Raw genomic sequence first — 22,303 nt, forward strand, 5'->3', positions numbered from 1 at the left:
TGGAGAGTTTTTGCAATAGCGGCGCAGCCAGAATAGCCACACTCAAAAATATCCTCATAAAGTACCAGAATTGCCCGAGTGGCTCAATCAAAATATCCCCATCAAGTCTGCTCAATCACTGGTAACCAGCCAGTTTCGTCGGATAGCGGCTTTGCTGTTTCTGCAAAGGCATATCCGACAATTGCGACTAATTGCTGACTGGCAAACAACAACGGAATTGAATCGCGTTGCCAAACAGGGATTTGCCATTCCTGGAACAACTTTTTTAATGACTGATGATGAGACTTGCCGGCTAGCTGAATTTTTTCTCCGCCCTGACGAAATGTTAGAGCCAAACCAGAGCTAAACAATTCAGCACGAATCCCTTCCCCCCTTGCAGCTTTCCAAACTAACTGATGATCAGCATCTAACAATATGGGCTGTTGATCATAAAGCAGATTAACGGAAGAAAGCGTTAAAGGTTGTTGCGTTAACCTACTGATATAAAGTGTGTTCTGATAACGTCTGGCAATGTATTGGCTCCAACTGACCTGAGGCTGCCCATCTACAGCAGCATGACAGACTTCAGTCAAAATTCGTTGCAGATTTGTGCGTGATGGCAGCACTATATTTAACTGTTTTATAAAAAACCGCAGCACATTGCGTTGCCGTGGCTCGCTCAACATAAGCAGTTTAATAATGTTTAAACTGCCGTCATTTGAATTCGCTTCGACAGAATTTAGATCATCTTGCGCTAGCTCATCCAACAAAATCTGGCTTTCCTGCAGGTTATTTGCGGAACGTGCCAGATTTCGATTTATGGCAGGCCAACGCCGTTGTAACAATGGCCAGATTTGATGACGTAAGAAGTTACGATTTATCTGGGTATTTTGGTTACTGGGGTCTTCAATCCACTGCAACTGATGTGTTGTTGCATATTCTAATAAAGCTTCTCTGGAAATAGTCAGCAAGGGCCGGACAATCTGCATATTCTGCCATTGAGAAATTGCTTTCATCGCTCCTAATCCACGATTGCCAGCCCCTCGCAGTAATTGCAACATCAAGGTTTCAGACTGATCTTGCAAATGTTGTCCAGTTAGCAAAACGCCATCATCGTTAATCAGTTGTTCAATAGCTTGATAACGCGCGGTGCGTGCGGCTGATTCAACACCTGACTGATTAATATCTGTAACTGTCACTTTCAGGCAGTGAAATGACATGTGTAATGAAGCAGCAACCTGTCGGCAGTGTTCTGCCCAATGGGCAGATTGCGATTGCAGCTGATGGTCGACATGCACGACCTGGATCTTTTGTGGAAATTGCTCACGATGCGTTGCCAAAAAATGCAGCAGCACATGAGAGTCCATGCCACCGCTGTAGGCCACCCATAAAGTAGAAGATCCGCAATATTTGCGGATCTTCTGAATAACTAATTCTGTGTCAAAAGACACTTTTATAAACCAGGGCCTGTTTATCCTTCAAAGGCACCATAATCAAGCAAACGCTTTTGACGACGCTTAACCAGTTCATCTACTGGCATCGCCTGTAACTGTTTAATTTTAGTGTTGATTGCTGTTTTCATGTTTGCCATCAGTGCTTCAGGATCACGATGCGCACCACCCAGGGGTTCTTTGACAATTTCATCTATCAAACCCAGTGATTTCAGACGATCTGAAGTCACACCTAGCGTTGCGGCAGCATCAGAAGCTTTTTCAGCGCTCTTCCAAAGAATGGATGCACAGCCTTCCGGTGAAATAACTGAATAAATACTGTATTGCAACATCATTAGATGGTCGGCAACACCAATTGCCAGCGCACCGCCTGAGCCACCCTCACCGATAACGGTACTTATAATGGGGGTTTTCAACTTGGCCATTTCAAACAGATTCCGAGCAATGGCTTCACTCTGACCGCGCTCTTCAGCACCGATACCGGGATAAGCACCTGGCGTATCAATAAAGGTCAATACTGGCATGCCAAAGCGCTCGGCCAATTTCATCACACGTAACGCTTTACGATAGCCTTCAGGGCGTGGCATACCGAAATTACGTGCCACTTTCTCTTTAGTATCACGGCCTTTCTGATGACCAATAACAATCACAGGCTGACCGTTGAAACGGCCCATTCCGGTAATTAATGCCTGGTCATCGGCGTAGGCGCGATCACCATGCAATTCTTCGAAGTCTGTGATTAGATGTTTGATGTAATCGAACGTATAAGGACGCTGAGGATGGCGCGCCATTTGGGTGACTTGCCATGGCGTTAATCCGGAAAAAATCGAGCGCGTCAGCGATTCACTTTTTTCCTTAAGCTTCTGAATTTCTTCGGTGATATTCAGATCGCTGTCATTGCTCATGTAGCGAAGTTCGTCGATTTTGGCTTCCAGCTCGGCAATAGGCTGCTCGTAGTCAAGGAAATTCAACTGCATTACAAAATTACCTTCGAATCAAAATAGTTCGATTATACACGCACTAGGGCTTGTTGATCTTTCATATCCACCACTGGGCGTTGCTCGTCGTTTATTTAGAAAGATTACAAAAATGCCGGGAGCATGTTTGAGCGTAAGCCACGAAGAGGTGAGATACATGAATGTATCTCACAAACCGCAGTCCTAGCGCCTTGATTGGTGGACTTTCAGTCACCAGAGAGGCGGCTAGGAAAGATCAGCAAGCCCTATGTTTACGCTCAGCTGAGGATTAATTCATCTTCCGAATCATTGTCATCATGGGATGCCCCCATGCGGATTTCCAGACTCAGGTCATTACGCGAATCAGCATTACGTAATGCATCTTCCTGAGAAATTTTACCTTCCCGATACAGTGTCAACAAAGCCTGGTCAAAGGTAATAGTCCCCGGTTCACTACTTTCTTTCATCGCATCTTTGATCGCACCGATCTGACCTTTATTAATCAATTCTGCGATATACGGCGAGCTGAGCATGACTTCCACCGCCGGCACCAGATTGCCATCCTGCACCGAAGGTAATAAACGCTGCGAGATGATGGCACGCAAATTCAGTGACAGATCCATCAGGATCTGACGATGCATCATTTCCGGGAAAAAGTTAATGATCCGGTCCAGTGCCTGATTAGCATTATTGGCATGCAATGTGGCTAAACACAGGTGACCGGTTTCAGAGTAATTGATTGCGTGCTTCATGGTGTCCATGTCGCGGATCTCACCAATCAGAATGACATCGGGCGCTTCACGCAGAGCATTTTTCAATGCATTTTCATAAGACAGGGTATCAATACCGACTTCACGCTGCTGCACAATAGAGCGCTGATGGGAATGCACAAATTCCAGCGGATCTTCAATGGTCAGAATATGTGATCCGGAATTTCGATTCCGATGACCAATCATCGCGGCCAACGTCGTGGACTTACCACTGCCCGTGGCCCCTACCACCAGAATCAAACCACGTTTTTCCATCACCACATTGCCCAGTACAGGCGGCAAACTCATTTCTTCAAAATTAGGAATATGGGTACGGATATAGCGAATGACCATGGATACTTCGCCACGCTGCCGGAAGATATTGACCCGGAACCGACCAACGCCATGGACTGGAACCGCAAAATTCATTTCCAGATTTTGTTCGAATTCAGCTATTTGTTGCTGATCCATTAATGAATAAGCGAGCTCTTTCACTTCCCCTGTCAGCATTTTTTTACTGCCAACGGGGCGAATCACCCCTTGAATTTTGACTTGCGGTTCGGTCGCAGTACAAAAAAACAAATCTGAGGCTTCCTTATCGGCCATCAGTTTCAGGTAAGGCATCATTTCCACGTCAGCAATCCTTAGAGTAAACGTTTGAGTTGCATTAATCGTACACGATTGACATCAGCCAACAAAGCCGATTAAGTCGCTTAATAGCGCACCGTCACAGTTTCACTAATCGGTAAATCCGCCAGCTCTTTCAACAGGGTATCCGATGGGGTGATTTGCCAGTCATGACCCAGTCGAATCATTACTTCAGCATTCTGATTATGGTACTTGAGCTCCACTGGGATGACGCCACCGCAGAAGGGTGACATCACGGCTTGCATCTGCGAGATCCATTGTGCGTCATCACCCTGCTGTTTCACCGTCAATTGTACTGACTTACCAAATAATTCACGGGCTTTCTGTAAATCATAAACGGACTCTGCTGTACCAGCGAGACCACCGCTGAAATTATCCTGACCAATCTTTCCTTGAATCACCACCAATTTATCCGGTTGTATAACACTTTGATATTGCTCATAGACCTCGCCAAAAACCCGCACTTCGAGGCGTGCTGTCTGATCATCCAGAGTAATAAATGCCATCCGGCTGCCATTTTTGGATTTCATCGTACGAATTGCCACGATCAACCCGGCAGTCAGTAATGGAATTTCATTACGTTGATAGCCTTTGGATTCAGGCGCATCCAGTTCACTGATTTTTTTTGGAATAAATTGGGCCAGCTCATCAGCATAGCGATCGATCGGGTGCCCACTTAAATATAACCCCAGTGTTTCTTTTTCAGCACGTAATAACTGCTCTTCCTGCCATTCAGGCACATCTTCCAGTAAATCGGTTTGCGGTTGATCAGCATGGGACGGCTCAGCCAGGCCAAACAAATCATTCTGTCCACTGGCGGCATCACGCCGATGCTGCTCTGCAATCTGCATCGCCCGGCTAAGGCTGGATTCAAGACTGGCACGATGACCGCCAAGCGAATCAAATGCGCCAGCTTTAACCAGCGATTCCATTACCCGGCGGTTAATTTTTTTCAGCTCTACTCGACGACAAAAATCAAATAATGAGGTAAATGCTTCCCCCTGCTCGCGTTCTGAAACGATACCGGCCAGGGCTGATTCCCCCACGCCTTTTATGGCGCCCATGCCGTAACGGATGGTGGTTTCGTTTTCTACGGTAAACTGGATTTTGCTGAAATTAACATCCGGCGGTAATACCGTCAGATTCATATCACGACATTCATCAATCAAGCCGACAACTTTATCGGTGTTGTCCATATCCGCTGATAATACTGCCGCCATAAACGCTGCTGGATAATGGGCTTTCAGCCAGGCCGTTTGATAGGCAACCAATGCATAAGCAGCTGAATGCGATTTGTTAAAACCGTACTCAGCAAACTTTTCCATTAAGTCAAAAATCGGTCCTGCAGTGTTTTCCTCAATGCCTCGATTTTTAGCACCTTCCAGGAAAATCTGTCGTTGCTTGGCCATTTCTTCGGGCTTTTTCTTACCCATCGCCCGGCGCAGCATGTCGGCTTCACCGAGACTATAGCCCGCCAGAACCTGGGCGATCTGCATAACCTGTTCCTGATAAACAATGACGCCATAGGTAGGTTTCAGAACGGGTTCAAGATCAGGATGTGGATAATCGACTTTGGCACGGCCATGTTTACGATTAACAAAGTCATCTACCATGCCCGACTGCAACGGCCCAGGTCGGAACAATGCCACCAACGCGATAATATCTTCAAAATTATCCGGTTGCAGTCGCTTGATAAGCTCTTTCATACCACGCGATTCCAATTGGAATACCGCCGTGGTTTCACACCGTTTTAACAAGTCGTAACTGGGCTTGTCATCCAATGGCAGAATGGCGATATCAATCTTATCCGCTTCTTCAGCTGGCAAAACCGCTTTTACGTTTTTAACCGCCCAGTCAATAACGGTCAGGGTTTTCAGACCCAGAAAGTCGAATTTAACCAGACCGACACTTTCAACGTCGTCTTTATCATATTGTGACACCAGGCCGGCACCATTCTGTTCACAATATAGCGGGGTGTAATCAGTCAGTTTTTTTGGTGCGATAACCACACCACCGGCATGTTTACCGACGTTTCGGGTCAGACCTTCCAGCTGCAATGCCAGATCGATCAAGTTACGAACTTCTTCTTCCTTATCATAACGTTCTTTAAGCTGCGGCTCTTGTTCCAGTGCCTTGCTCAGCGTCATTTTCAGTTCAAATGGCACCAGTTTAGCCAATTGATCAACAAAGCCATAAGGATGACCTAAAACGCGACCAACATCGCGCAATACCGCCTTGGCCGCCATAGTACCGAAGGTAATAATCTGCGAGACATGATCCCGGCCATAATGCCGGGATACATAATCGATAACGCGATCACGGCCATCCATGCAAAAGTCGACGTCAAAGTCAGGCAATGATACCCGTTCCGGATTCAAAAACCGTTCAAACAGCAAGTCGTATTGCAGTGGATCAATATCGGTAATTTTTAATGCATAGGCCACCAGAGAGCCAGCACCGGAACCCCGTCCCGGTCCAACCGGAACCCCATTGTTTTTGGCCCAGCGAATAAAGTCGGCAACGATTAAAAAGTAGCCGGGAAAACCCATTTCATTGATAACGTCGAGTTCAATCTGTAGCCGTGATTCATATTCAGCGCGCTTTTGTTCACGCTCTGTCTCATCCGGAAACAATACTGGTAAGCGTTCAGCAAGCCCGTCAAATGATTCCTTGGAGAAAAATTCAGCCAGCGTCATGCCATCAGGTACCGGGAAATCCGGAAGGTAATGCTCACCCAGTGTTAATTCAACATTACAACGTTTGGCGATTTCAACCGTATTGGTAATGGCTTCCGGAATATCAGCAAATAAACGCACCATTTCTTCAGGGCTACGCAGATATTGCTGTTCGGAATACATTCTTGGGCGACGTGGGTCATCCAACAGCCGGCCTTCGTTAATACAGACCTTGGCTTCATGGGCTTCAAACTGATCCGGGGTTAAAAAGCGCACATCGTTGGTCGCCACTACAGGCAAGTCTAGCTCACTGGCCAGTTGCAACGCCTGTTGAATATAACGTTCTTCATCATCACGGCCAGTACGCACCAGCTCCAGATAAAACCGATCGGGAAACAATTGCATCCAATGTCTGGCCAATTGTTCAGCTTCTGTTTGTCGCCCCCCCAACAGATCTCGACCTAACAACCCTTCACGCCCACCACTTAAACAAATCAACCCGTCAGTTTGTCCATCAAGCCATTCAGGTTCCAGCATTGGCACACCCAGATGCTGTCCTTCGGTATAGGCTCTTGAAATTAACCGTGACAGGTTGTGATAGCCCTCCATGGTGCTGCACAGCAGTACCATTCGCAGGCTTTTTTTACTGTCGTTGCTGTCACGCAGCCGGATATCGGCGCCCAGAATGGGTTTGACCCCGGCTTGCATTGCCGCGCTGTAGAGTTTGACAGCGGCAAACAGGTTATGTTGATCGGTTATAGCAATTGCAGGCATGCCAGAGGCAGCCGCTGCCTTGACCAGAGGTTTGATACGGACCAGTCCGTCAACCAGTGAATAATCAGTGTGTAAATGCAGGTGTACGAATTGCGAGGTCATTAGACAGTTTTTTAATTCAAAGCAAAATGATAACACTGCCGGTAGGCAGCAGAAGATGAATCTACCGAAAAAATATCAGGCAAGATCCAGTTGCCGATCGGTATCAGGTGCATAGTTGGCAACGGTATAAACTGCCTGTTTCCATTGGTCGCTGGCCATTAGCGTTTCGCGGTCAATCGGGTGACGACCATGCAGTCGTACCAGACGCATATGCCTTAGCGGATCGGCATCACATTTGAGGTTATCCAATACGCTTTCAACTTCTGAGGGGTTATTGCAAAGCAGCAACAAATCACACCCCGCCGCTAAAGCGGCTTCTGCACGAGCTGTGCTATCGCCCATAATGGCAGCCCCTGCCATACTTAGATCATCACTGATTACTGCGCCCTGGAAACCCATTCGCTTACGCAGAATTTCCTGGATCCAATAGGGTGAAAAACCAGCCGGCAAACTGTCACATTTTTCATAAACAATATGTGCTGGCATGATGCCCGCCAACGTTTGTGAGCAAAGTTGCCGAAACGGCAACATATCGGCCTGCCACATATCTTCCAGATGGCGTTTATCGACCGGCAAACCTAAATGCGAGTCGATTTCCACTGCCCCATGACCGGGAAAATGTTTACCAACTGCAGCCATGTAAGCCTGTTTCATGCCGCTGATATAGGCAGCAGCCAGTTTGGTGACCGCTTGGGGATCTCGATGAAACGCACGGTCACCAATCACTTCACTGACGCCGTAATCCAGATCCAGAACCGGTGCAAAACTGAAATCTACTCCCACGGCACGAAGCTCTGCCGCCATTAACCAGCCGGTCACTTCAGCTTGTTTAAGGGACTGTTGAGGATGTTGCATGTAATGCTGGCCCAACGTGCCAACAGGCGGAAGACGGCTGAAGCCTTCACGAAAACGTTGTACCCGCCCACCTTCATGATCCACAGCAATGATGAGATGTGGTTGACGTATTGCATGGATTTCAGATGTCAGTGCAGCAATTTGTTCTGGAGATTCATAATTACGGCTAAACAGGATGACGCCACCAACCAATGGATGTTGAAGAATTTCTCTTTCTTTCTCACTGATCGTTACCCCGATCAGATCCACCATCAACGGGCCTAATGTCATGTAATTACCTTATTCGTGAATGAGGACTTTCAAACCGGGTTTGACCAGATCAAACAACGTCAGCAAATCCTGATTATGCATGCGGATACAACCGTGGGATTCAGCGATACCCATTGGCTCGCTATCCGGTGTGCCATGTATGTAAATATAGCGACGCATTGTATCAACATTTCCCAGTCGATTCCTGCCAAGTTCCAGTCCGCTTAACCAGAGTATGCGCGTTAAAATCCAGTCTTTATCGGGAAACTGTTCCGCCAGCTGTGGTGAAAAAATTTCGCCGGTGGGGCGTCTGCCACGAAACACTGTATTAACCGGTTGGCCGTCACCTATACATGCCCTGATTATATGCCAGCCTCTAGGAGTGCATCCTGAACCTTCATGTTCACCGGGTCCATTTAAAGCCGTAGAAACAGATGCAGAAAACAGCACCTCATCATCCCGTTTTAGCTGGCAACGTTGCTGAGACAGAGAAATGTCGAGAAGATGATTTGCCATGGTTAGATTTAAATTCAGCCTGCTTTGCAAGAAACATCAATGGCGTGTTGAACGATACGCACGCGAGACACCAGACCAAGTGTATATCTGTGATGCAGTCAGCAGCAACAACCCTACCATTGCTACCCAGAGGAAATAATCTGCCAGTGATTCACGTGGCATTTTGCGTTCGACTAATAAAGTCTGATAATGCTGTTGGTCTATATTCTTCATAGCTGCTGCAAATTCATCGAGGGAACCCGCCTCAAAAGCCTGATATGGAACCGCCAGACTTTTAAAAAAAGTATGTAAGTGTCTTTCAGGCGCTCCTTGCCAGAGCACGCTTTCACCGGGCATTTCGTCGAGCGTCATGCCACTTACGGAACGCAGATAGATCCAATACAAGCTTAGATTATTGTCCTGTAATATCTGGCTGATCCGTTGTTCCTGCTCAGCGGATAAAATTTGTCCACCATCAGAAATCAGCAACACAATTCGCGCTCCCCGATAGACTTCTCCCTCAAACATTTCACCGGCTTTTTTTAATGCCACAGAGATATCCGTTTTGGTCAATCCGCGACCCAATCCCCCTGCTTCAATGGTGGCCAGTGTGGTTTCCTTACTGTAGGTCAACGGCAAAATTCCGCTTGCCTGCTCACTGAAAAACACATAGCCAAAGCGGTCATCAGGACGACTGGAGACAAACTCGGTCAAATAATAACGGGCGACACTACGCTTACTTTCCTTGAAATTCATTTTAGTGGAGAGACGATAGGTATGACGGCGAGCAAATGGCTGATCCATACTGCGGCTGCGATCCAACAGAATAATCACTTCTGCTCCCTGACCGCTGCGTTGCACAGTATGTTCAGGTATATGCGGTTCGGCGACTGCCATAATTAATGCAGCAATAACGATTGATGCCACTACCCGCAGTGTATAACCAATAACCGTGGAAACAACATCCTGGGGTAATAATGATTCCCAGACAATTTGCTTTTCAGTATTTCGACTTAGCCATGGCAGCAACGCCAGTGGCAATAAATAAAGCAGATATGGATGTGACCAACTCATACCTTACAGACAATCAAACAGGTCAGAGAAGTTTCAATATTGAAATTCCATTTCGCCTGACAAAAAAAGTAAACAGCAACTTACTCATGCTGTTTGGTGAACATACTGTAGGGTAAAAATACCAGAAGCAATAAAATCAATGCGATTGATGCCAACCAGACAAACAAGTCATATTTGACTGGTTGCTGACGGGTTTCAGAGATCTTCTGCATTTCTTTGATCAGATTCTGTGGGGATTTTGGGGACGAGATAAACTCAAAGCCAACCCGTCTTGACACGGTTTCCATATGGGATTTCTTCTGAGAAGATAAATGTTCTGTCCGTGGGCGGTTATCATTCAGCTCGGCCGCATCTCCTCGACTCGAAGCATAAACATCTTTATGCATAACCTCGTTTATTTCCCAATATCCTTCTATTTCACCAAACTCATTGGTTTTTGGAATAGGTACCAGATCACTCCCACCGATACCGACAATCACCCCAGGTACTTCGCCTGGTGTGTCAGTAAATTTGGGGAAAAGTGTTTCATGAACCGGTGGCGCTTCGTGACCATCAGTTAAAAAAACCACAGTAGGTTGTGGGGTAATTTCTTTGGCCTGACGAATGGCCGTGTAGAGCGCTTTGGATACTTCACTGGAGCGAGCCCATGCCATCGTTGGACGAAACTGCGACAGCATCTGCATCAGATCGTGATAATTGGCGCAAACTTCCACTGGTGTCATCAGAATCAGGCTGCGGGCTTCGCTGAAAATCGCCAGACCAGCATGAGAACCACATGGCATACTCAAAATTGACTGACGCGTATATTCCTTGGCCCATTCCAGTCGATTAATGGTTTCATTGCCAAAGCTGACATCTTCAACATTCATGCTGTCTGTTATATCAATAACAAACAGACTGTCCATTACCTCTATTTCACGATCAACCTGAGGTAACCATAGCGCCGCCATAATCATTAACAAACTGATCAGCATGACCAGAGCGGTTAAAAATATCCGTTTGGGATAACTCAGACTCATGGCAAATCAACCTTGAATGCCTTGGTTTCAATACTGCGCTCGCTGTAGATTTCCTGCTTTTTAAAATTACCATTTACTTCAGGATCTTCTGGCACTAAACGCAATGCGACCTCAAGATTAAAGCGGGCATCCCAGAATTCCGGCTGTTGTTTCAATGCACTGCGGTAATCCTGTTTAGCTAATTCAACCAGTGGAATCATCTGCGGATCGTTGCCATCCATTGCCATCGCTTCACGTAAATTGATGTTGCCACGATTGAAATAGGCAGCAGGTAACCATTCTGTTTGCTGGCTGCCAAGCACCAACGTGTATTGCTCTAAAGCTGCATCGTTTTCGTTTTGTTCAACCAGATAGCGGCCTTGTGCAAAATGTGCCCGAGGATGATCCGGAATCGTTTCATATTGTTCAGGAGCTGAAACAAAGGCTTCAACTCTTTTTTGTTGCCATAACTGCCAACTTGAAAGCAACATCACAACAATGCTGATAACAAAAATCGACAGCAACACCCAGCGTAATAATTTTAATGTGTTACTCATGCGCTTTTCGAACTCCCCAGTAACTGTATAGATGTGAACTTGCCAACGGCAGCATGGCAAGCAAAGCTAACCATAAAAACAAATCTGCCTTGGGTTCGTGCGGCACCAGCTCTTCGACAATCAAGGTCTGATATTGCTGTTCGTCAATTTCATCCATCGCCTTGGCAAACTCATCAAGTGAGCCGGCCTCAAATGCCCGATAAGGGATGCCAATGCCTTTAAAGAACTCGTGAACCTTACGTTCGGGCAGATCGGTATAGAGAATATTGTCATTTTCCGAGGGTTCCAGCGTCATTTCCTGTCTGGCTTTAAGATAAATCCAGTAAATACTCAGATTCATTTCTTTGTAACGTTTGGTGATTAATTCCATTGCCTCATCGGTCATTAATTGACCGCCATCAGAGACCAGCAATACAATACGTGAACCTCGATAAGGCTGATCCTCAAACATTAAAGCCGAATTCATTAACGCATCAGCGAGATTGGTATCTGACAGGCCTTTGCCTAATGAATTGGCCTCAATGGTGGCCAGAATGGCCTCCTTGCTATAAGTCAGCGGCAGCAGGTTGATGGAGTTAGTACTGAAAAAAACAAAACCAAACCGATCATCAGGACGTTTCTTCACAAACTCAGTCAGATAGGTTCGGGCAACCCGGCGTTTCGAATTGTCCCCTGCAACTGAATAATTGGCCGCCTGAGTGGTCACAGCAAACGCATCATCCATACTGCGACTGCGATCTAGCAGCAATACAATCTCTGCTCCTTCACCAAACCGCTCAACGGTACGTTCCGGTATAGCCGGGCTGGCAACAGCCAGTAATAAGGCAGCAATAACTACGGAAGATAAAACTTTCAGCGCCAGGCTAATGGTTCGGGATAACGGGTCATGTGGAACAAGCGCTGTCCAGGCCACCGTTTTATCCAGATTGTTATTAAACCATGGCAATAACGCCATCGGTAATAACAACAGTACCAGGGGGAAAGCCCATTCGAGCCCAAACAGCATCATGCCATTTTCTCCCTCGCCCGGCAGGCACGAGCCAGTTTAATCAAACTGTCAAAATCTGCATTTTGCTGAGGATCGCGGCTGAAATAATGTGATGCTGATTGCTGATAAAACCCGGTAATCTCTGGCTGCAAATCAGCTAACCATGGACAGGCATCCCACAATTGCTGAATCTGACTGTAAATCACCACAGTGCCGGCACTGTCATTAAATGCGTGATGCATAACGCGTGTGGCAGCATCCACGTCTTTATGACCAAACCAACGTAATTTGTTCATTGAAAAAACGGCTCTAGCAAACGGCAGTCGTTTGCCAGGGCGCAAGCCAATATGCCAAACGAGCCAAATAAGTGCCGTAATCAAAGCGACGGCAATAGCATAAGTCAGTTGTTTTTGCAGCGGAGCAAAGTCTGCAGGGAGTAATTGCTGATCACCACGCAACGGAATTTCCATCGCATTTTCTGCTGTGGCATTCAAAAATGACCCGGCAGAAAACTCGGCTGATGGGATATTCAGCAACTCACCCGCATTAGTTCTGAAGGTATAGGTGGGAGTCTGTAATGTGCGTGTTTCAGCAGGAACATTAACTAACTGATACTGCAGCTCAAGCACATTATTGTTACTGGAAACCTGCATCAAATTAAGCCATGGCCCATGCCGTTTGTTCAATTGCGGCAAACTGTCAGCATCAATATCACTGACGCTTATCGGCAAGACAATGCTGGTCGTTACAATGTCACCAATCAACAGACCCCAACTGCGATCCATATTGATGGACACATCCTGAGCCATGAGCTGACTGCTGAAAATAAAACTGATAAAGAGGATCCAACGGCGCATTATGTGCATTCCTATGATTTTTTCATGGCGGAGAAATACTGGGTCAACTGTTGTGGGGTGATCTCTCCAGAGACAAAAAGCGGCTTAACGCGATAGCGCATAAAACAGGCCGTCAATTTCTCAAAATGTTCATCTAATTGCTGCTGCCAACGTTTTTTGATACCTGGCCGAATCCAAACGCTATGACGTTTTCCGGTCTCAGAATCCCGGGTTTCGGTCCAACCGGCATGTGAAGGCAGATGATCCACTTCATCATGTTGCCAGACGATAGGTATCACCGTGTAATGTGCCAACTTGCGTAAAGTGCGATCCACCAGGTCAATATCACAACAAAAGTCTGACGCAATAAACACCATAGCTTTAGGGCTGGTAATCAAATCTGCAGCATCAAATAAACCCGCTGCGCCTGGCTCTGAAGGGGGGCTTGCATGAATGATTTTTTCAGCAGCCAAGGCAGGCATACTCCGTTGTCTGGTAGGCATCACTGAAACATCTTTGCGCCACATGGCATCAAATCCAGCCATGGCAAATCGATCGCCAAAGCCAATAGAGCTGTGAGCAATCATGTGCGCCAGACGCGCCACCCGTTCATTACTGACACTGGAAACCGACATCGATCTACTTAAATCGGCAAGTAGCCACAAAGTAATGGAAGAGCGTTGCTGATAACGGCGTACCAGCCACCGTTCCTGATTACCTAAGGCGGAATCGGCAATATTAGTGCGTAAGCTGGCACGCACATCCAAACGCCGTGGATCGGGGTAATCAAACAAATCGGCAAAACCGGCAAAACGATCACCACTTCCCATTGCGGTTCCATTATGTGCACCTGGCACATGTCCGAAAACCTTATCTGGAAAGCGGTAGCTAAATTCCTGAGGTTGAATAGGCTTCATGATGATGCCCGCTTACGGCGTAGCGATATGGTCGCGTAACGCCTGTACAAACTGTGGCATCAACTGCTCACGACGGCCATCATAAACCGGTGACAGGAATACGCGATGAGTCAGTGATGGCAGTAACACAAAATGAATATCGTCAGGCATCACGTGGTCACGTCCTTCCAGCCAGGCACAGACTTTGGCTGCACGAACCATCGCTGACATACCACGAACACTGGCTCCGGCAACCACCAGATCCTCGACATAGACATCGGGTAAGGTAATACCCAGTTTATGCGGTTCCCAGCTGGCATCCCATAACCGTACTACATAGTTTTCAATTTCCGGAGAAACATAAACACTATTCTGGATATCCCGATCCAGAGCATTCAAGTCACGATAGTTCAGCAGAGGATCGCCTATTGAACTCAGTAATTCATCCACATCATGAAACGCCGGATCAAAAATCAGTTTACGACGCTGCTCATCTTCAAGTGGTCGACTGATATTAATCTCAAACAGGAAACGATCTCGCGCTGCAGCACTGAGTTCAAATGTTTCCTCTTTTTCCACCGCATTGCGATCAGCAAAAACGATCATGTGTGGAAAACGATACTCTTTACCAAACGCTTCAGCACTGCGCTCGGCCATCGCTCTGAGCAGCAGGGACTGAACCTGGGGACGGGCACGGTTGATTTCATTAAAGAAAAACACCGCCGTTTCCTCGCCTTTGGCAATCAGCGGACCGGGTTCGATTACCGGTTTTCCATCCGCATTTACCCAGGCACTGTAAAGCAGATCGTTAGGCATTAAATCCACACTACCTTCGATACGACCAAATGCCCCACCCAATGCTTTGGAGAAAGCCCGTAACAACGTAGTTTTCCCTACACCAACACCACCTTCAAGCAGTACGTGACCGCGAGCATGCAATGCGATCAGGATCAAACGAATCGCCTGCTGCTGACCAATCACCACATTATTGACGACCTTTTCCAGTGCCAATGCATGTTCACGAGCAGTAGCTAATTGCTGCTTATCCGACATTCTCTCTCCCCTTTAATAGGTAATTTTTTATTTTGAGCCTTATTCGAAAATCATTTTTCAAATGAAGGCTACTTATCTAACGCATCTTTGCAAAGCGAGCAAAACCGTAGACTGACAGTAAATGCTGGAAAATCCCAGTTATTTACTGTTTAGTTTTGATTTTTATCGTTTGACTAGGGCTTGTTTATCTTTCATATCCACCACTGCTGGCGGCTATTTTTTCATCCTACAAGGCGGAGATGAAAGATCAAAAGCCCTGGTAAGCTTTGGTGTTTTGTTATCACAGGAATTTATCACTGAATATCAAAATGTGGAACCAGCTAACTAACAATAGATTTAAAATAAATACTCCATAAGTACATAAAATGTTGTATCAGCTTTATATGCATAACGTTGCTTATTAAACAGTGAAAGCCAGTATCACACATCAGATATTTGCCCATGGACGTCGGGCAAATATCCCGTTAACTGTGGTTCAGCTTTGCAGAGCCTATATCTGCGCCTAGACTATAGCGATTGTTTAGATGGATACATGATGAATCTCAGACTACAGCTTTTCTTTAGAATCATGCTGATAGGCTTTGTCTGTCTGGTCGTTAGTGCTGGGTATGTGCTTTATCAGACCGATCAACAAGCCAAAATGGAAGCCGATCTGACTGCTTTGCGTATTGAAAAGCAACTGACTCAGCAGTTACTGAAAATGTTTTCTCGTTATGATTACTCGGTTGCATTCCCCGATACCAATATTTTGCAGCAACTGAATGGCGTACCAGGCTCGTGTGTTCAGTTTTTATCACGCACGGAAAGCCGTCGTCGTAGTTTGTGTAATGAAGTTGTTCATGATGAAACACGTTGGCCTCAATGGTTTGGTGAAGTATATCAACAGCTTTTTCAACCAAACTATGAATCCAGTCGGCGGTTTTCTTTTAATGCCATCACCTATGGCAACATTATTGTTTCGCTGAATATGGAAACCGAGATTGCCCGTGCCTGGAGTAACCTGCGTGCAGTGTTCGGTATTTTATCGGTCAGTATTCTGGCTGTATCGTTGTTGGTGTTTATGACCATTCACCGGATGCTGCGCCCGGCACAGCTTATCGTTCATGGTCTGGAAAAAATGCGCCAGGGCGAGTTGCAGACCCGTATTCCCAGTTTTGAAATAGGCGAATGGCGGCGTACCAGTGAAGCAATCAATGCGCTGGCCTCCACCCAACAACAGATTATGGATGAGAACCGCCAACTCGCACTGAAATTGATCAATGCACAGGAAGAAGAACATCGTTTTATCAGTCGAGAACTACATGATGAGTTCGGTCAGTGTCTTGCAGGTATTAATGCATTAACCACTTCTATCAGTCAGACTGCGCGTAAGGATTGTCCTTCAATTATCAGTGAAACCGAGGGTATCAGTCATATAACAGCCCATATGATGTCAGCTTTGCGTGGATTATTAACCCGTTTACGTCCAGCAGATGTCGATGAGCTGGGACTAACAAGAAGTCTGGAAAAACTGATAAAAAGCTGGAATCAGCGCACTGGTGGAGAAACCCGATTTAATCTTCAAATAGACGATGGAGTTGATTCCTTGCCAGAGCCCTTACCGGTCAATCTCTATCGGATTGTGCAGGAAGCACTGACCAATATTGCCAAGCATGCAGATGCCAGTGAAGCCAACATCCAATTGAAATATGTTCATCAAAATCAATTAACCCTGCAGGTTGAGGATAATGGCCAAGCCAAACGTGACAGCTTCAATCAACAGATGGGCGTAGGGTTATTGGGAATATCGGAACGCGTTAATGCTTTGGGCGGTAAAATTACCATGGATATCCAGAGCAAGGGCGGGTTGAAACTGCTAATCAATTTACCGGTTAATCCATCACCTGCATCGACAACGGAGCAACTCCATGTCTGAAAAATCGATTCAAATTCTGTTGGTCGATGACCATGCTATTGTGCGTGAAGGTTATCGCTCGTTATTACAAAAACAACCCAATTTAACCGTAATAGCGGATGCCCGTGATGCTGCCGAAGCCTATCAGAATTACAAAACCTTCCAGCCAGATGTGGTTATTATGGATATATCCATGCCAGGACAAAGTGGTCTGGAAGCCATTTCACGCATCAGACAATATGATGGTCAGGCACGTATTCTGGTGTTTAGCATGCATCAGAACCCCAGCTTTGCATTACAAGCGATTCGAGCTGGTGCGCTGGGTTATGTCACCAAAAGCAGCGATCCGACCTTATTGATACACGGAATTTATCAGGTGTATGAAAACAAACTCAGTCTCAGTCCCGATGTGGCTCAGGCACTGGCCGTAGAAAAACTGGGTCAGGACAAAGCCAGGCTGGATGATTTAACGGTCAGGGAGTTTGAAATTTTGCGTTTATTATTGGAAGCCAAGAATAACCAACAGATAGCTGACATTCTGAATATCAGTCCGAAAACTGTCTCAAATTCGCATTACATTATTAAACGCAAACTTGAGGTGAACTCAGATATCGAACTCACTCGCCTCGCCATTCGCATGAAGTTGTTGAACCTGCGCGACTTAATTGACGAGGCGGAATGAACTCTGATTAACAGAAAACAGGGTTAAGCTGCTTTATCCTTGTCATCAAATTCATTACGAATAAGATAATCAAAAGCACCCAGGGCCGCTCTGGCACCCTCGCCCATTGCCATAATGATCTGTTTGTATGGAATGGTCGTTACATCACCGGCAGCAAAGACGCCGGGCATTGAGGTGGCTCCGTGAGAATCAATTTCAATCTCACCGTATTTGCTCAATGTGAGTGTGTCTTTTAACCAGTCGGTGTTGGGCAACAAACCAATCTGCACAAACACACCAGCCAGCTCAACATGATGCGATTCCTCAGTCGCACGATCTTTATAATTAAGACCGTTCACTTTCTTGCCATCGCCAGTAATTTCGGTGGTCTGCGCACCAATAATTACCGTTACATTATTCAGACTGTGCAGTTTTTTCTGCAATACCGCATCAGCTTTCAGTTGATCGGCATATTCCAGCAAGGTTACATGTCCAACAATACCTGCCAGATCAATTGCGGCTTCGACACCGGAATTGCCGCCGCCAATTACCGCAACATGTTTGCCTTTGAATAACGGTCCATCACAGTGGGGGCAATAGGCAACGCCATGACCACGGTATTCTGCTTCACCCTGCACGCCCAGTTCACGCCAGCGGGCACCGGTCGCAATGATGATTGACTTGCTGGTCAGTGTGGCACCACTTTCCAATTCCACTTCAAGCATTTTGCCTTTCTGACTTAATTTGTTAGCGCGCTGTAACTTCATCACGTCTACTTCATATTCTTTGACGTGTTCTTCAAGTGCGGCGACCAATTTTGGCCCTTCGGTCTCTTTGACTGAAATAAAGTTTTCAATCGCCAGCGTATCCATCACCTGCCCACCAAAACGTTCAGCCACAATACCGGTACGAATACCTTTACGTGATGCATAAATTGATGCAGAAGCCCCTGCAGGACCACCACCAATAATTAATACATCATAAGGGTCACGCTGACTGATTTTTTCTGCTTCACGTTTAATGGCACCCGTATCCAATTTGCCAATAATTTCTGTCAGGCTCATACGTCCCTGACCGAAGACCTCACCATTCATGTAAACAGTCGGCACTGCCATAATTTGGCGTGCTTCGACTTCTTCCGGATACAACGCGCCATCGATCATAGTGTGATGAATATTTGGATTCAACACCGCCATCAGATTAAGCGCCTGTACCACTTCAGGACAGTTCTGGCATGAAAGTGAAATATAGGTTTCAAATACAAACTCGCCGTCAAGCTGTTTGATTTGTTCAATCACTTCAGGCTCAGTCTTCATCGGATGCCCACCAGTGTGCAACAATGCCAAAACCAATGAGGTAAACTCATGGCCCATTGGGATTCCGGCAAAACGGATTTGCTCCTGGCCCTCAGGCTGTTTAATTCGGAATGAAGGTTTACGTGCATCATTATCGGCATCAGAAAAGCTGACTTTGTCTGACATATCAGCAATTTCCACCAGCAACTCACGCATTTCCAGAGATTTCTTGCCATCATCCAGTGACGCAATGATCTCAACCGGGCGTTGCAGATTCTGCAGATAAGTTTTTAATTGTGCAGCAATATTAGCATCCAACATAAGGCACCTGCCTGTCTAAAATTCTATAAAGTATTTGGGTGATGTCCGGACCGGTCGGCCCGGACACACTGATCCAACGGATCAAGAATTTCGTGAGAAGTTGTCGTAAAATTAAACGAAAACTTGCTTCAGATTTTCTTTAGATTTTGCCAACCAGATCCAGAGATGGAGACAAGGTTTCTTCACCTGGCTGCCATGAAGCTGGGCATACTTCACCATCATGTGAGGCAACATACTGAGCTGCCTGGATTTTACGAACCAGTTCTTTTGCACTACGGCCGATCCCCAGATCGTGAACTTCAGACACTTTGATCACACCTTCTGGGTCGATAACAAATGTGCCGCGCAGTGCCAGACCTTCTTCTTCAATCATGACTTCAAAGTTACGGCTGATAGCACCGGTTGCATCACCAAGCATTGGGAAGTTGATTTTCTTGATGGTTTCAGAAGCATCGTGCCATGCTTTGTGTGTGAAGTGGGTATCAGTGGATACTGAATAAACTTCAACGCCCATTTCCTGCAGTTTTGCGTAATGGTCAGCCAAGTCACCCAGTTCAGTCGGGCAAACAAAGGTGAAATCAGCTGGGTAAAAGAATACTACTGACCATTTACCTTTCAAATCAGCATCAGTAACAGGTATGAATTCGCCTTTGTGAAATGCAGTGGTTTTAAATGGTTTAACGGTTGTATTAATCAAAGTCGACATGGTCTACTCCTTGTTGATTGTCAAAAGCGACAATGTTTATTCTATGGTTCGATGATGCAACGGTCAAACAACTTAATTCTATTAATATAATCGGATTAAACGATTGCTATACAGCCTGAATGAAAAAAGCCCCTGAAGCTAAGCTTCAGAGGCTTTTAAAGTACATTTGAACCGATATTAACGGTTGCAGATGTACATTGTTACTTCAAAACCGAAACGCATATCTGAATATTCTGGTTTAGTCCACATAATCATTTCTCCATTCTATTTTAAGGGTATCGCTATCCGTTTTTTCTGGATAACGTGGTGAAGATATTACGCCGCAATATAAAGAAAACTATCAGGCATAAACTTGATCGGACTCAGGATTTTACTGATTCATCCAACTTATTCACGATAGACTTTATTGCGGTAGTCAACGTGGTTAACTGCTCCGAGGTAATGATATAAGGCGGCATGACATAAATCATCGAGCGAAATGGTCTTATCCATACGCCCTGTTCCACAATAAATCCTGGCAGCCAGTCCATAAATTTATCCAAAGGCTGATTCAGCTCTACCACCCCAATCGCACCTTTAATCCGAACATCTTTAACCAGTGAGTGAGAAGATAGTTCATTCAGCTCATTCCTAAGCTGAGCTTCAATTGCCCGTACACTTTGTTGCCAGTTTGATTCAAGTAATACATCAATACTTTCACAGGCTACGCGACATGCCAACGGGTTACCCATAAAGGTTGGGCCATGCATCAATACGCCCTGTCCGTCGGCTGAGATCCCTTGCGCCACTCTGGTTTGGCATAGAGTAGCCGCCAATGTCATGTACCCCCCTGTCAGTGCTTTACCCAGGCATAAAATATCTGGCACGACACCAGCGGTCTCGTAAGCGAACAGATCGCCGGTCCGGCCAAAACCGGTGGCTATTTCATCAAAAATCAGCAACACATTATGCTTATCACACAAAGTCCGAAGCTCACGCAGATATTGCGGACAATAAAAACGCATTCCCCCAGCGCCCTGAACCAACGGCTCCACAATCACGGCCGCCAGTTGTTCATGATTGGCTTCAATTAACGCACGCATTTCTGCAATATCACTGTCCTGCCAGTCAACATCGTCACGACAGGTGGGTGCTGGAGCAAACAGATGTTGTGGAAGTACTTTGGCAAACTGGGAATGCATGCCATTAACCGGATCGCAAACCGCCATTGCTCCAAAGGTATCACCGTGATAACCGCTTCTTAGAGAAAGCAGTTTCTGTTTCTCCGTTTTACCTTGTGCAAACCAGTATTGAATCGCCATTTTAATAGCGACTTCGACTGACACCGAGCCGGAATCTGCCAGGAAGACATATTGCAGGGCATCATCGGTGATATCGATTAAACGTCGTGCCAGACTAACGGCCGGATCATGCGTCAAGCCGCCAAACATCACATGCGACATTTTATCGAGCTGATCTTTAGCTGCGGCATTGAGGCGTGGATGCCCATAACCATGAATAGCTGACCACCAAGAGGACATACCATCAATGATTTCCTGACCATCAGCCAGTGTTAAATAGACGCCTTTTGCCGAAACAACTTCATGTAAAAGCGGCGGATTTTCCACGCTACTATAGGGATGCCACAAATGCTGTGCATCAAATTGCAGATTGCTTAGTTCGGTCATGGTCGGAATTAAATCACGCTTAATGGTGGGATAAAACAAAACTGCCCGTACTTGACGGGCAGTATTCATTATAAAAAATTAATCGTTTTATTTTGTTACGCTGAAGCTCTCACCACAGCCACATTCAGAGGTGACATTCGGATTTATGAATTTAAAGCTCTGGTTCAGTCCTTCCTTAACAAAGTCCAAAATCATGCCTTCCAACAATGGCAGGTTGTCTTTATCTACCACGACTTTGACATCGTCCTGCTCAATAATCATATCGTTAGCCGCAACGCTATCAGCGTAATCAAGGGCATAGCTGTAACCTGAGCAGCCACTTTTGACTACCCCTATTCGTAAGCCAATGCCACTGTCACGCTTGGCAACCATGTCGCGAACGCGTTTTACTGCTGTTTGTGTCAATGTAATTGTTGTCATTTCA

General features: G+C 46.1%; 21 protein-coding genes. 3 read left to right on the plus strand and 18 right to left on the minus strand.

Annotated features, from left to right (window positions below; translation table 11 throughout):
• Positions 1-101 precede the first annotated feature (101 nt).
• The 13 genes from tilS to B3M51_RS06480 all read right to left on the minus strand — a co-directional run bounded on the left by tilS (position 102) and on the right by B3M51_RS06480 (position 15,335).
• A complete protein-coding gene (gene tilS, locus B3M51_RS06420) occupies positions 102-1,430 on the minus strand; it encodes a tRNA lysidine(34) synthetase TilS (protein ID WP_292757685.1) in 1,329 nt (442 codons plus the stop codon).
• Between the two features lie 20 nt (positions 1,431-1,450).
• On the minus strand, positions 1,451-2,407 hold the full coding sequence (locus tag B3M51_RS06425) for an acetyl-CoA carboxylase carboxyltransferase subunit alpha (protein WP_014706717.1): 957 nt from the start codon (positions 2,405-2,407) through the stop codon (positions 1,451-1,453).
• 257 nt (positions 2,408-2,664) lie between these two features.
• On the minus strand, positions 2,665-3,762 hold the full coding sequence (locus B3M51_RS06430) for a PilT/PilU family type 4a pilus ATPase (protein ID WP_414673437.1): 1,098 nt from the start codon (positions 3,760-3,762) through the stop codon (positions 2,665-2,667).
• 86 nt (positions 3,763-3,848) lie between these two features.
• Complete coding sequence (gene dnaE, locus B3M51_RS06435) at positions 3,849-7,334, minus strand: DNA polymerase III subunit alpha (RefSeq protein ID WP_292757689.1); 3,486 nt, start codon at positions 7,332-7,334, stop codon at positions 3,849-3,851.
• A gap of 75 nt (positions 7,335-7,409) precedes the next feature.
• The gene (gene nagZ, locus B3M51_RS06440) at positions 7,410-8,459 is read right to left on the minus strand and encodes a beta-N-acetylhexosaminidase (RefSeq protein WP_292757691.1); all 1,050 of its coding nucleotides are present in this window, start codon (positions 8,457-8,459) and stop codon (positions 7,410-7,412) included.
• A gap of 9 nt (positions 8,460-8,468) precedes the next feature.
• A complete protein-coding gene (locus tag B3M51_RS06445; RefSeq protein WP_292757693.1) occupies positions 8,469-8,954 on the minus strand; it encodes a L,D-transpeptidase in 486 nt (161 codons plus the stop codon).
• Positions 8,955-8,990: 36 nt separating this feature from the next.
• Positions 8,991-10,007: a vWA domain-containing protein gene (locus tag B3M51_RS06450; protein WP_292480634.1), complete on the minus strand. Its 1,017-nt coding sequence runs from the start codon at positions 10,005-10,007 to the stop codon at positions 8,991-8,993.
• Between the two features lie 80 nt (positions 10,008-10,087).
• Positions 10,088-11,026, minus strand: a complete 939-nt coding sequence (locus B3M51_RS06455; protein WP_292480641.1) for a VWA domain-containing protein — start codon at positions 11,024-11,026, stop codon at positions 10,088-10,090.
• Positions 11,023-11,562: an MxaK protein gene (locus tag B3M51_RS06460; RefSeq protein WP_292757696.1), complete on the minus strand. Its 540-nt coding sequence runs from the start codon at positions 11,560-11,562 to the stop codon at positions 11,023-11,025. Before B3M51_RS06460 ends, B3M51_RS06455 begins: the two co-directional genes overlap by 4 nt.
• Positions 11,555-12,571 (minus strand): VWA domain-containing protein, encoded by a 1,017-nt coding sequence (locus B3M51_RS06465; protein WP_292757697.1) that lies wholly within the window; start codon positions 12,569-12,571, stop codon positions 11,555-11,557. The genes B3M51_RS06460 and B3M51_RS06465 overlap by 8 nt, the downstream gene beginning before the upstream one ends.
• Entirely contained in the window at positions 12,568-13,407 is an 840-nt protein-coding gene (locus tag B3M51_RS06470) for a hypothetical protein (protein ID WP_292757699.1), read from the minus strand. Before B3M51_RS06470 ends, B3M51_RS06465 begins: the two co-directional genes overlap by 4 nt.
• Positions 13,408-13,418: 11 nt before the next feature.
• Positions 13,419-14,303, minus strand: coding sequence for an MxaS protein (locus B3M51_RS06475; protein ID WP_292757701.1), 885 nt, complete (start codon positions 14,301-14,303; stop codon positions 13,419-13,421).
• A 12-nt stretch (positions 14,304-14,315) separates the two neighbouring features.
• Entirely contained in the window at positions 14,316-15,335 is a 1,020-nt protein-coding gene (locus B3M51_RS06480; RefSeq protein ID WP_292480651.1) for an AAA family ATPase, read from the minus strand.
• Between the two features lie 121 nt (positions 15,336-15,456).
• On the opposite strand from B3M51_RS06480, the gene B3M51_RS06485 reads away from it, so the two are divergent.
• The 3 genes from B3M51_RS06485 (at position 15,457) to B3M51_RS06495 (ending at position 17,911) form a co-directional block, all read left to right on the plus strand.
• Positions 15,457-15,663, plus strand: coding sequence for a hypothetical protein (locus tag B3M51_RS06485; RefSeq protein WP_292480653.1), 207 nt, complete (start codon positions 15,457-15,459; stop codon positions 15,661-15,663).
• A gap of 204 nt (positions 15,664-15,867) precedes the next feature.
• A complete protein-coding gene (locus tag B3M51_RS06490; RefSeq protein WP_292757703.1) occupies positions 15,868-17,250 on the plus strand; it encodes an ATP-binding protein in 1,383 nt (460 codons plus the stop codon).
• Positions 17,243-17,911, plus strand: coding sequence for a response regulator (locus B3M51_RS06495; protein WP_292480657.1), 669 nt, complete (start codon positions 17,243-17,245; stop codon positions 17,909-17,911). The genes B3M51_RS06490 and B3M51_RS06495 overlap by 8 nt, the downstream gene beginning before the upstream one ends.
• 23 nt (positions 17,912-17,934) lie before the next feature.
• On the opposite strand, the gene ahpF is transcribed toward B3M51_RS06495, so the two are convergent.
• The 5 genes from ahpF to B3M51_RS06520 all read right to left on the minus strand — a co-directional run bounded on the left by ahpF (position 17,935) and on the right by B3M51_RS06520 (position 22,299).
• Positions 17,935-19,506 (minus strand): alkyl hydroperoxide reductase subunit F, encoded by a 1,572-nt coding sequence (gene ahpF / locus B3M51_RS06500; protein ID WP_292757705.1) that lies wholly within the window; start codon positions 19,504-19,506, stop codon positions 17,935-17,937.
• Between the two features lie 139 nt (positions 19,507-19,645).
• Complete coding sequence (gene ahpC / locus B3M51_RS06505) at positions 19,646-20,212, minus strand: alkyl hydroperoxide reductase subunit C (protein WP_292757707.1); 567 nt, start codon at positions 20,210-20,212, stop codon at positions 19,646-19,648.
• 177 nt (positions 20,213-20,389) lie between these two features.
• Complete coding sequence (pqqA, locus tag B3M51_RS06510) at positions 20,390-20,461, minus strand: pyrroloquinoline quinone precursor peptide PqqA (RefSeq protein WP_081443609.1); 72 nt, start codon at positions 20,459-20,461, stop codon at positions 20,390-20,392.
• A 113-nt stretch (positions 20,462-20,574) separates the two neighbouring features.
• Complete coding sequence (bioA, locus tag B3M51_RS06515; protein WP_292757763.1) at positions 20,575-21,879, minus strand: adenosylmethionine--8-amino-7-oxononanoate transaminase; 1,305 nt, start codon at positions 21,877-21,879, stop codon at positions 20,575-20,577.
• A gap of 87 nt (positions 21,880-21,966) precedes the next feature.
• Positions 21,967-22,299: a HesB/IscA family protein gene (locus B3M51_RS06520; protein WP_292480663.1), complete on the minus strand. Its 333-nt coding sequence runs from the start codon at positions 22,297-22,299 to the stop codon at positions 21,967-21,969.
• Positions 22,300-22,303 lie beyond the last annotated feature (4 nt).

Source organism: Methylophaga sp. UBA2689 (genome assembly GCA_002354555.1).
GTDB lineage: Bacteria > Pseudomonadota > Gammaproteobacteria > Nitrosococcales > Methylophagaceae > Methylophaga.

Bases quoted from the DNA above. Each gene is read 5' to 3' on its own strand.
- B3M51_RS06495 (WP_292480657.1), top strand. From the start codon at position 17,243: ATGTCTGAAAAATCGATTCAAATTCTGTTGGTCGATGACCATGCTATT.
- B3M51_RS06485 (WP_292480653.1), top strand. From the start codon at position 15,457: ATGCTGGAAAATCCCAGTTATTTACTGTTTAGTTTTGATTTTTATCGT.
- B3M51_RS06470 (WP_292757699.1), bottom strand. From the start codon at position 13,407: ATGCGCCGTTGGATCCTCTTTATCAGTTTTATTTTCAGCAGTCAGCTC.
- B3M51_RS06520 (WP_292480663.1), bottom strand. From the start codon at position 22,299: ATGACAACAATTACATTGACACAAACAGCAGTAAAACGCGTTCGCGAC.
- bioA (WP_292757763.1), bottom strand. From the start codon at position 21,879: ATGACCGAACTAAGCAATCTGCAATTTGATGCACAGCATTTGTGGCAT.
- B3M51_RS06475 (WP_292757701.1), bottom strand. From the start codon at position 14,303: ATGAAGCCTATTCAACCTCAGGAATTTAGCTACCGCTTTCCAGATAAG.
- B3M51_RS06455 (WP_292480641.1), bottom strand. From the start codon at position 11,026: ATGAGTCTGAGTTATCCCAAACGGATATTTTTAACCGCTCTGGTCATG.
- B3M51_RS06490 (WP_292757703.1), top strand. From the start codon at position 15,868: ATGATGAATCTCAGACTACAGCTTTTCTTTAGAATCATGCTGATAGGC.
- B3M51_RS06480 (WP_292480651.1), bottom strand. From the start codon at position 15,335: ATGTCGGATAAGCAGCAATTAGCTACTGCTCGTGAACATGCATTGGCA.
- B3M51_RS06445 (WP_292757693.1), bottom strand. From the start codon at position 8,954: ATGGCAAATCATCTTCTCGACATTTCTCTGTCTCAGCAACGTTGCCAG.
- nagZ (WP_292757691.1), bottom strand. From the start codon at position 8,459: ATGACATTAGGCCCGTTGATGGTGGATCTGATCGGGGTAACGATCAGT.
- B3M51_RS06450 (WP_292480634.1), bottom strand. From the start codon at position 10,007: ATGAGTTGGTCACATCCATATCTGCTTTATTTATTGCCACTGGCGTTG.
- B3M51_RS06430 (WP_414673437.1), bottom strand. From the start codon at position 3,762: ATGATGCCTTACCTGAAACTGATGGCCGATAAGGAAGCCTCAGATTTG.
- B3M51_RS06460 (WP_292757696.1), bottom strand. From the start codon at position 11,562: ATGAGTAACACATTAAAATTATTACGCTGGGTGTTGCTGTCGATTTTT.
- B3M51_RS06465 (WP_292757697.1), bottom strand. From the start codon at position 12,571: ATGATGCTGTTTGGGCTCGAATGGGCTTTCCCCCTGGTACTGTTGTTA.
- dnaE (WP_292757689.1), bottom strand. From the start codon at position 7,334: ATGACCTCGCAATTCGTACACCTGCATTTACACACTGATTATTCACTG.
- B3M51_RS06425 (WP_014706717.1), bottom strand. From the start codon at position 2,407: ATGCAGTTGAATTTCCTTGACTACGAGCAGCCTATTGCCGAGCTGGAA.
- ahpF (WP_292757705.1), bottom strand. From the start codon at position 19,506: ATGTTGGATGCTAATATTGCTGCACAATTAAAAACTTATCTGCAGAAT.
- ahpC (WP_292757707.1), bottom strand. From the start codon at position 20,212: ATGTCGACTTTGATTAATACAACCGTTAAACCATTTAAAACCACTGCA.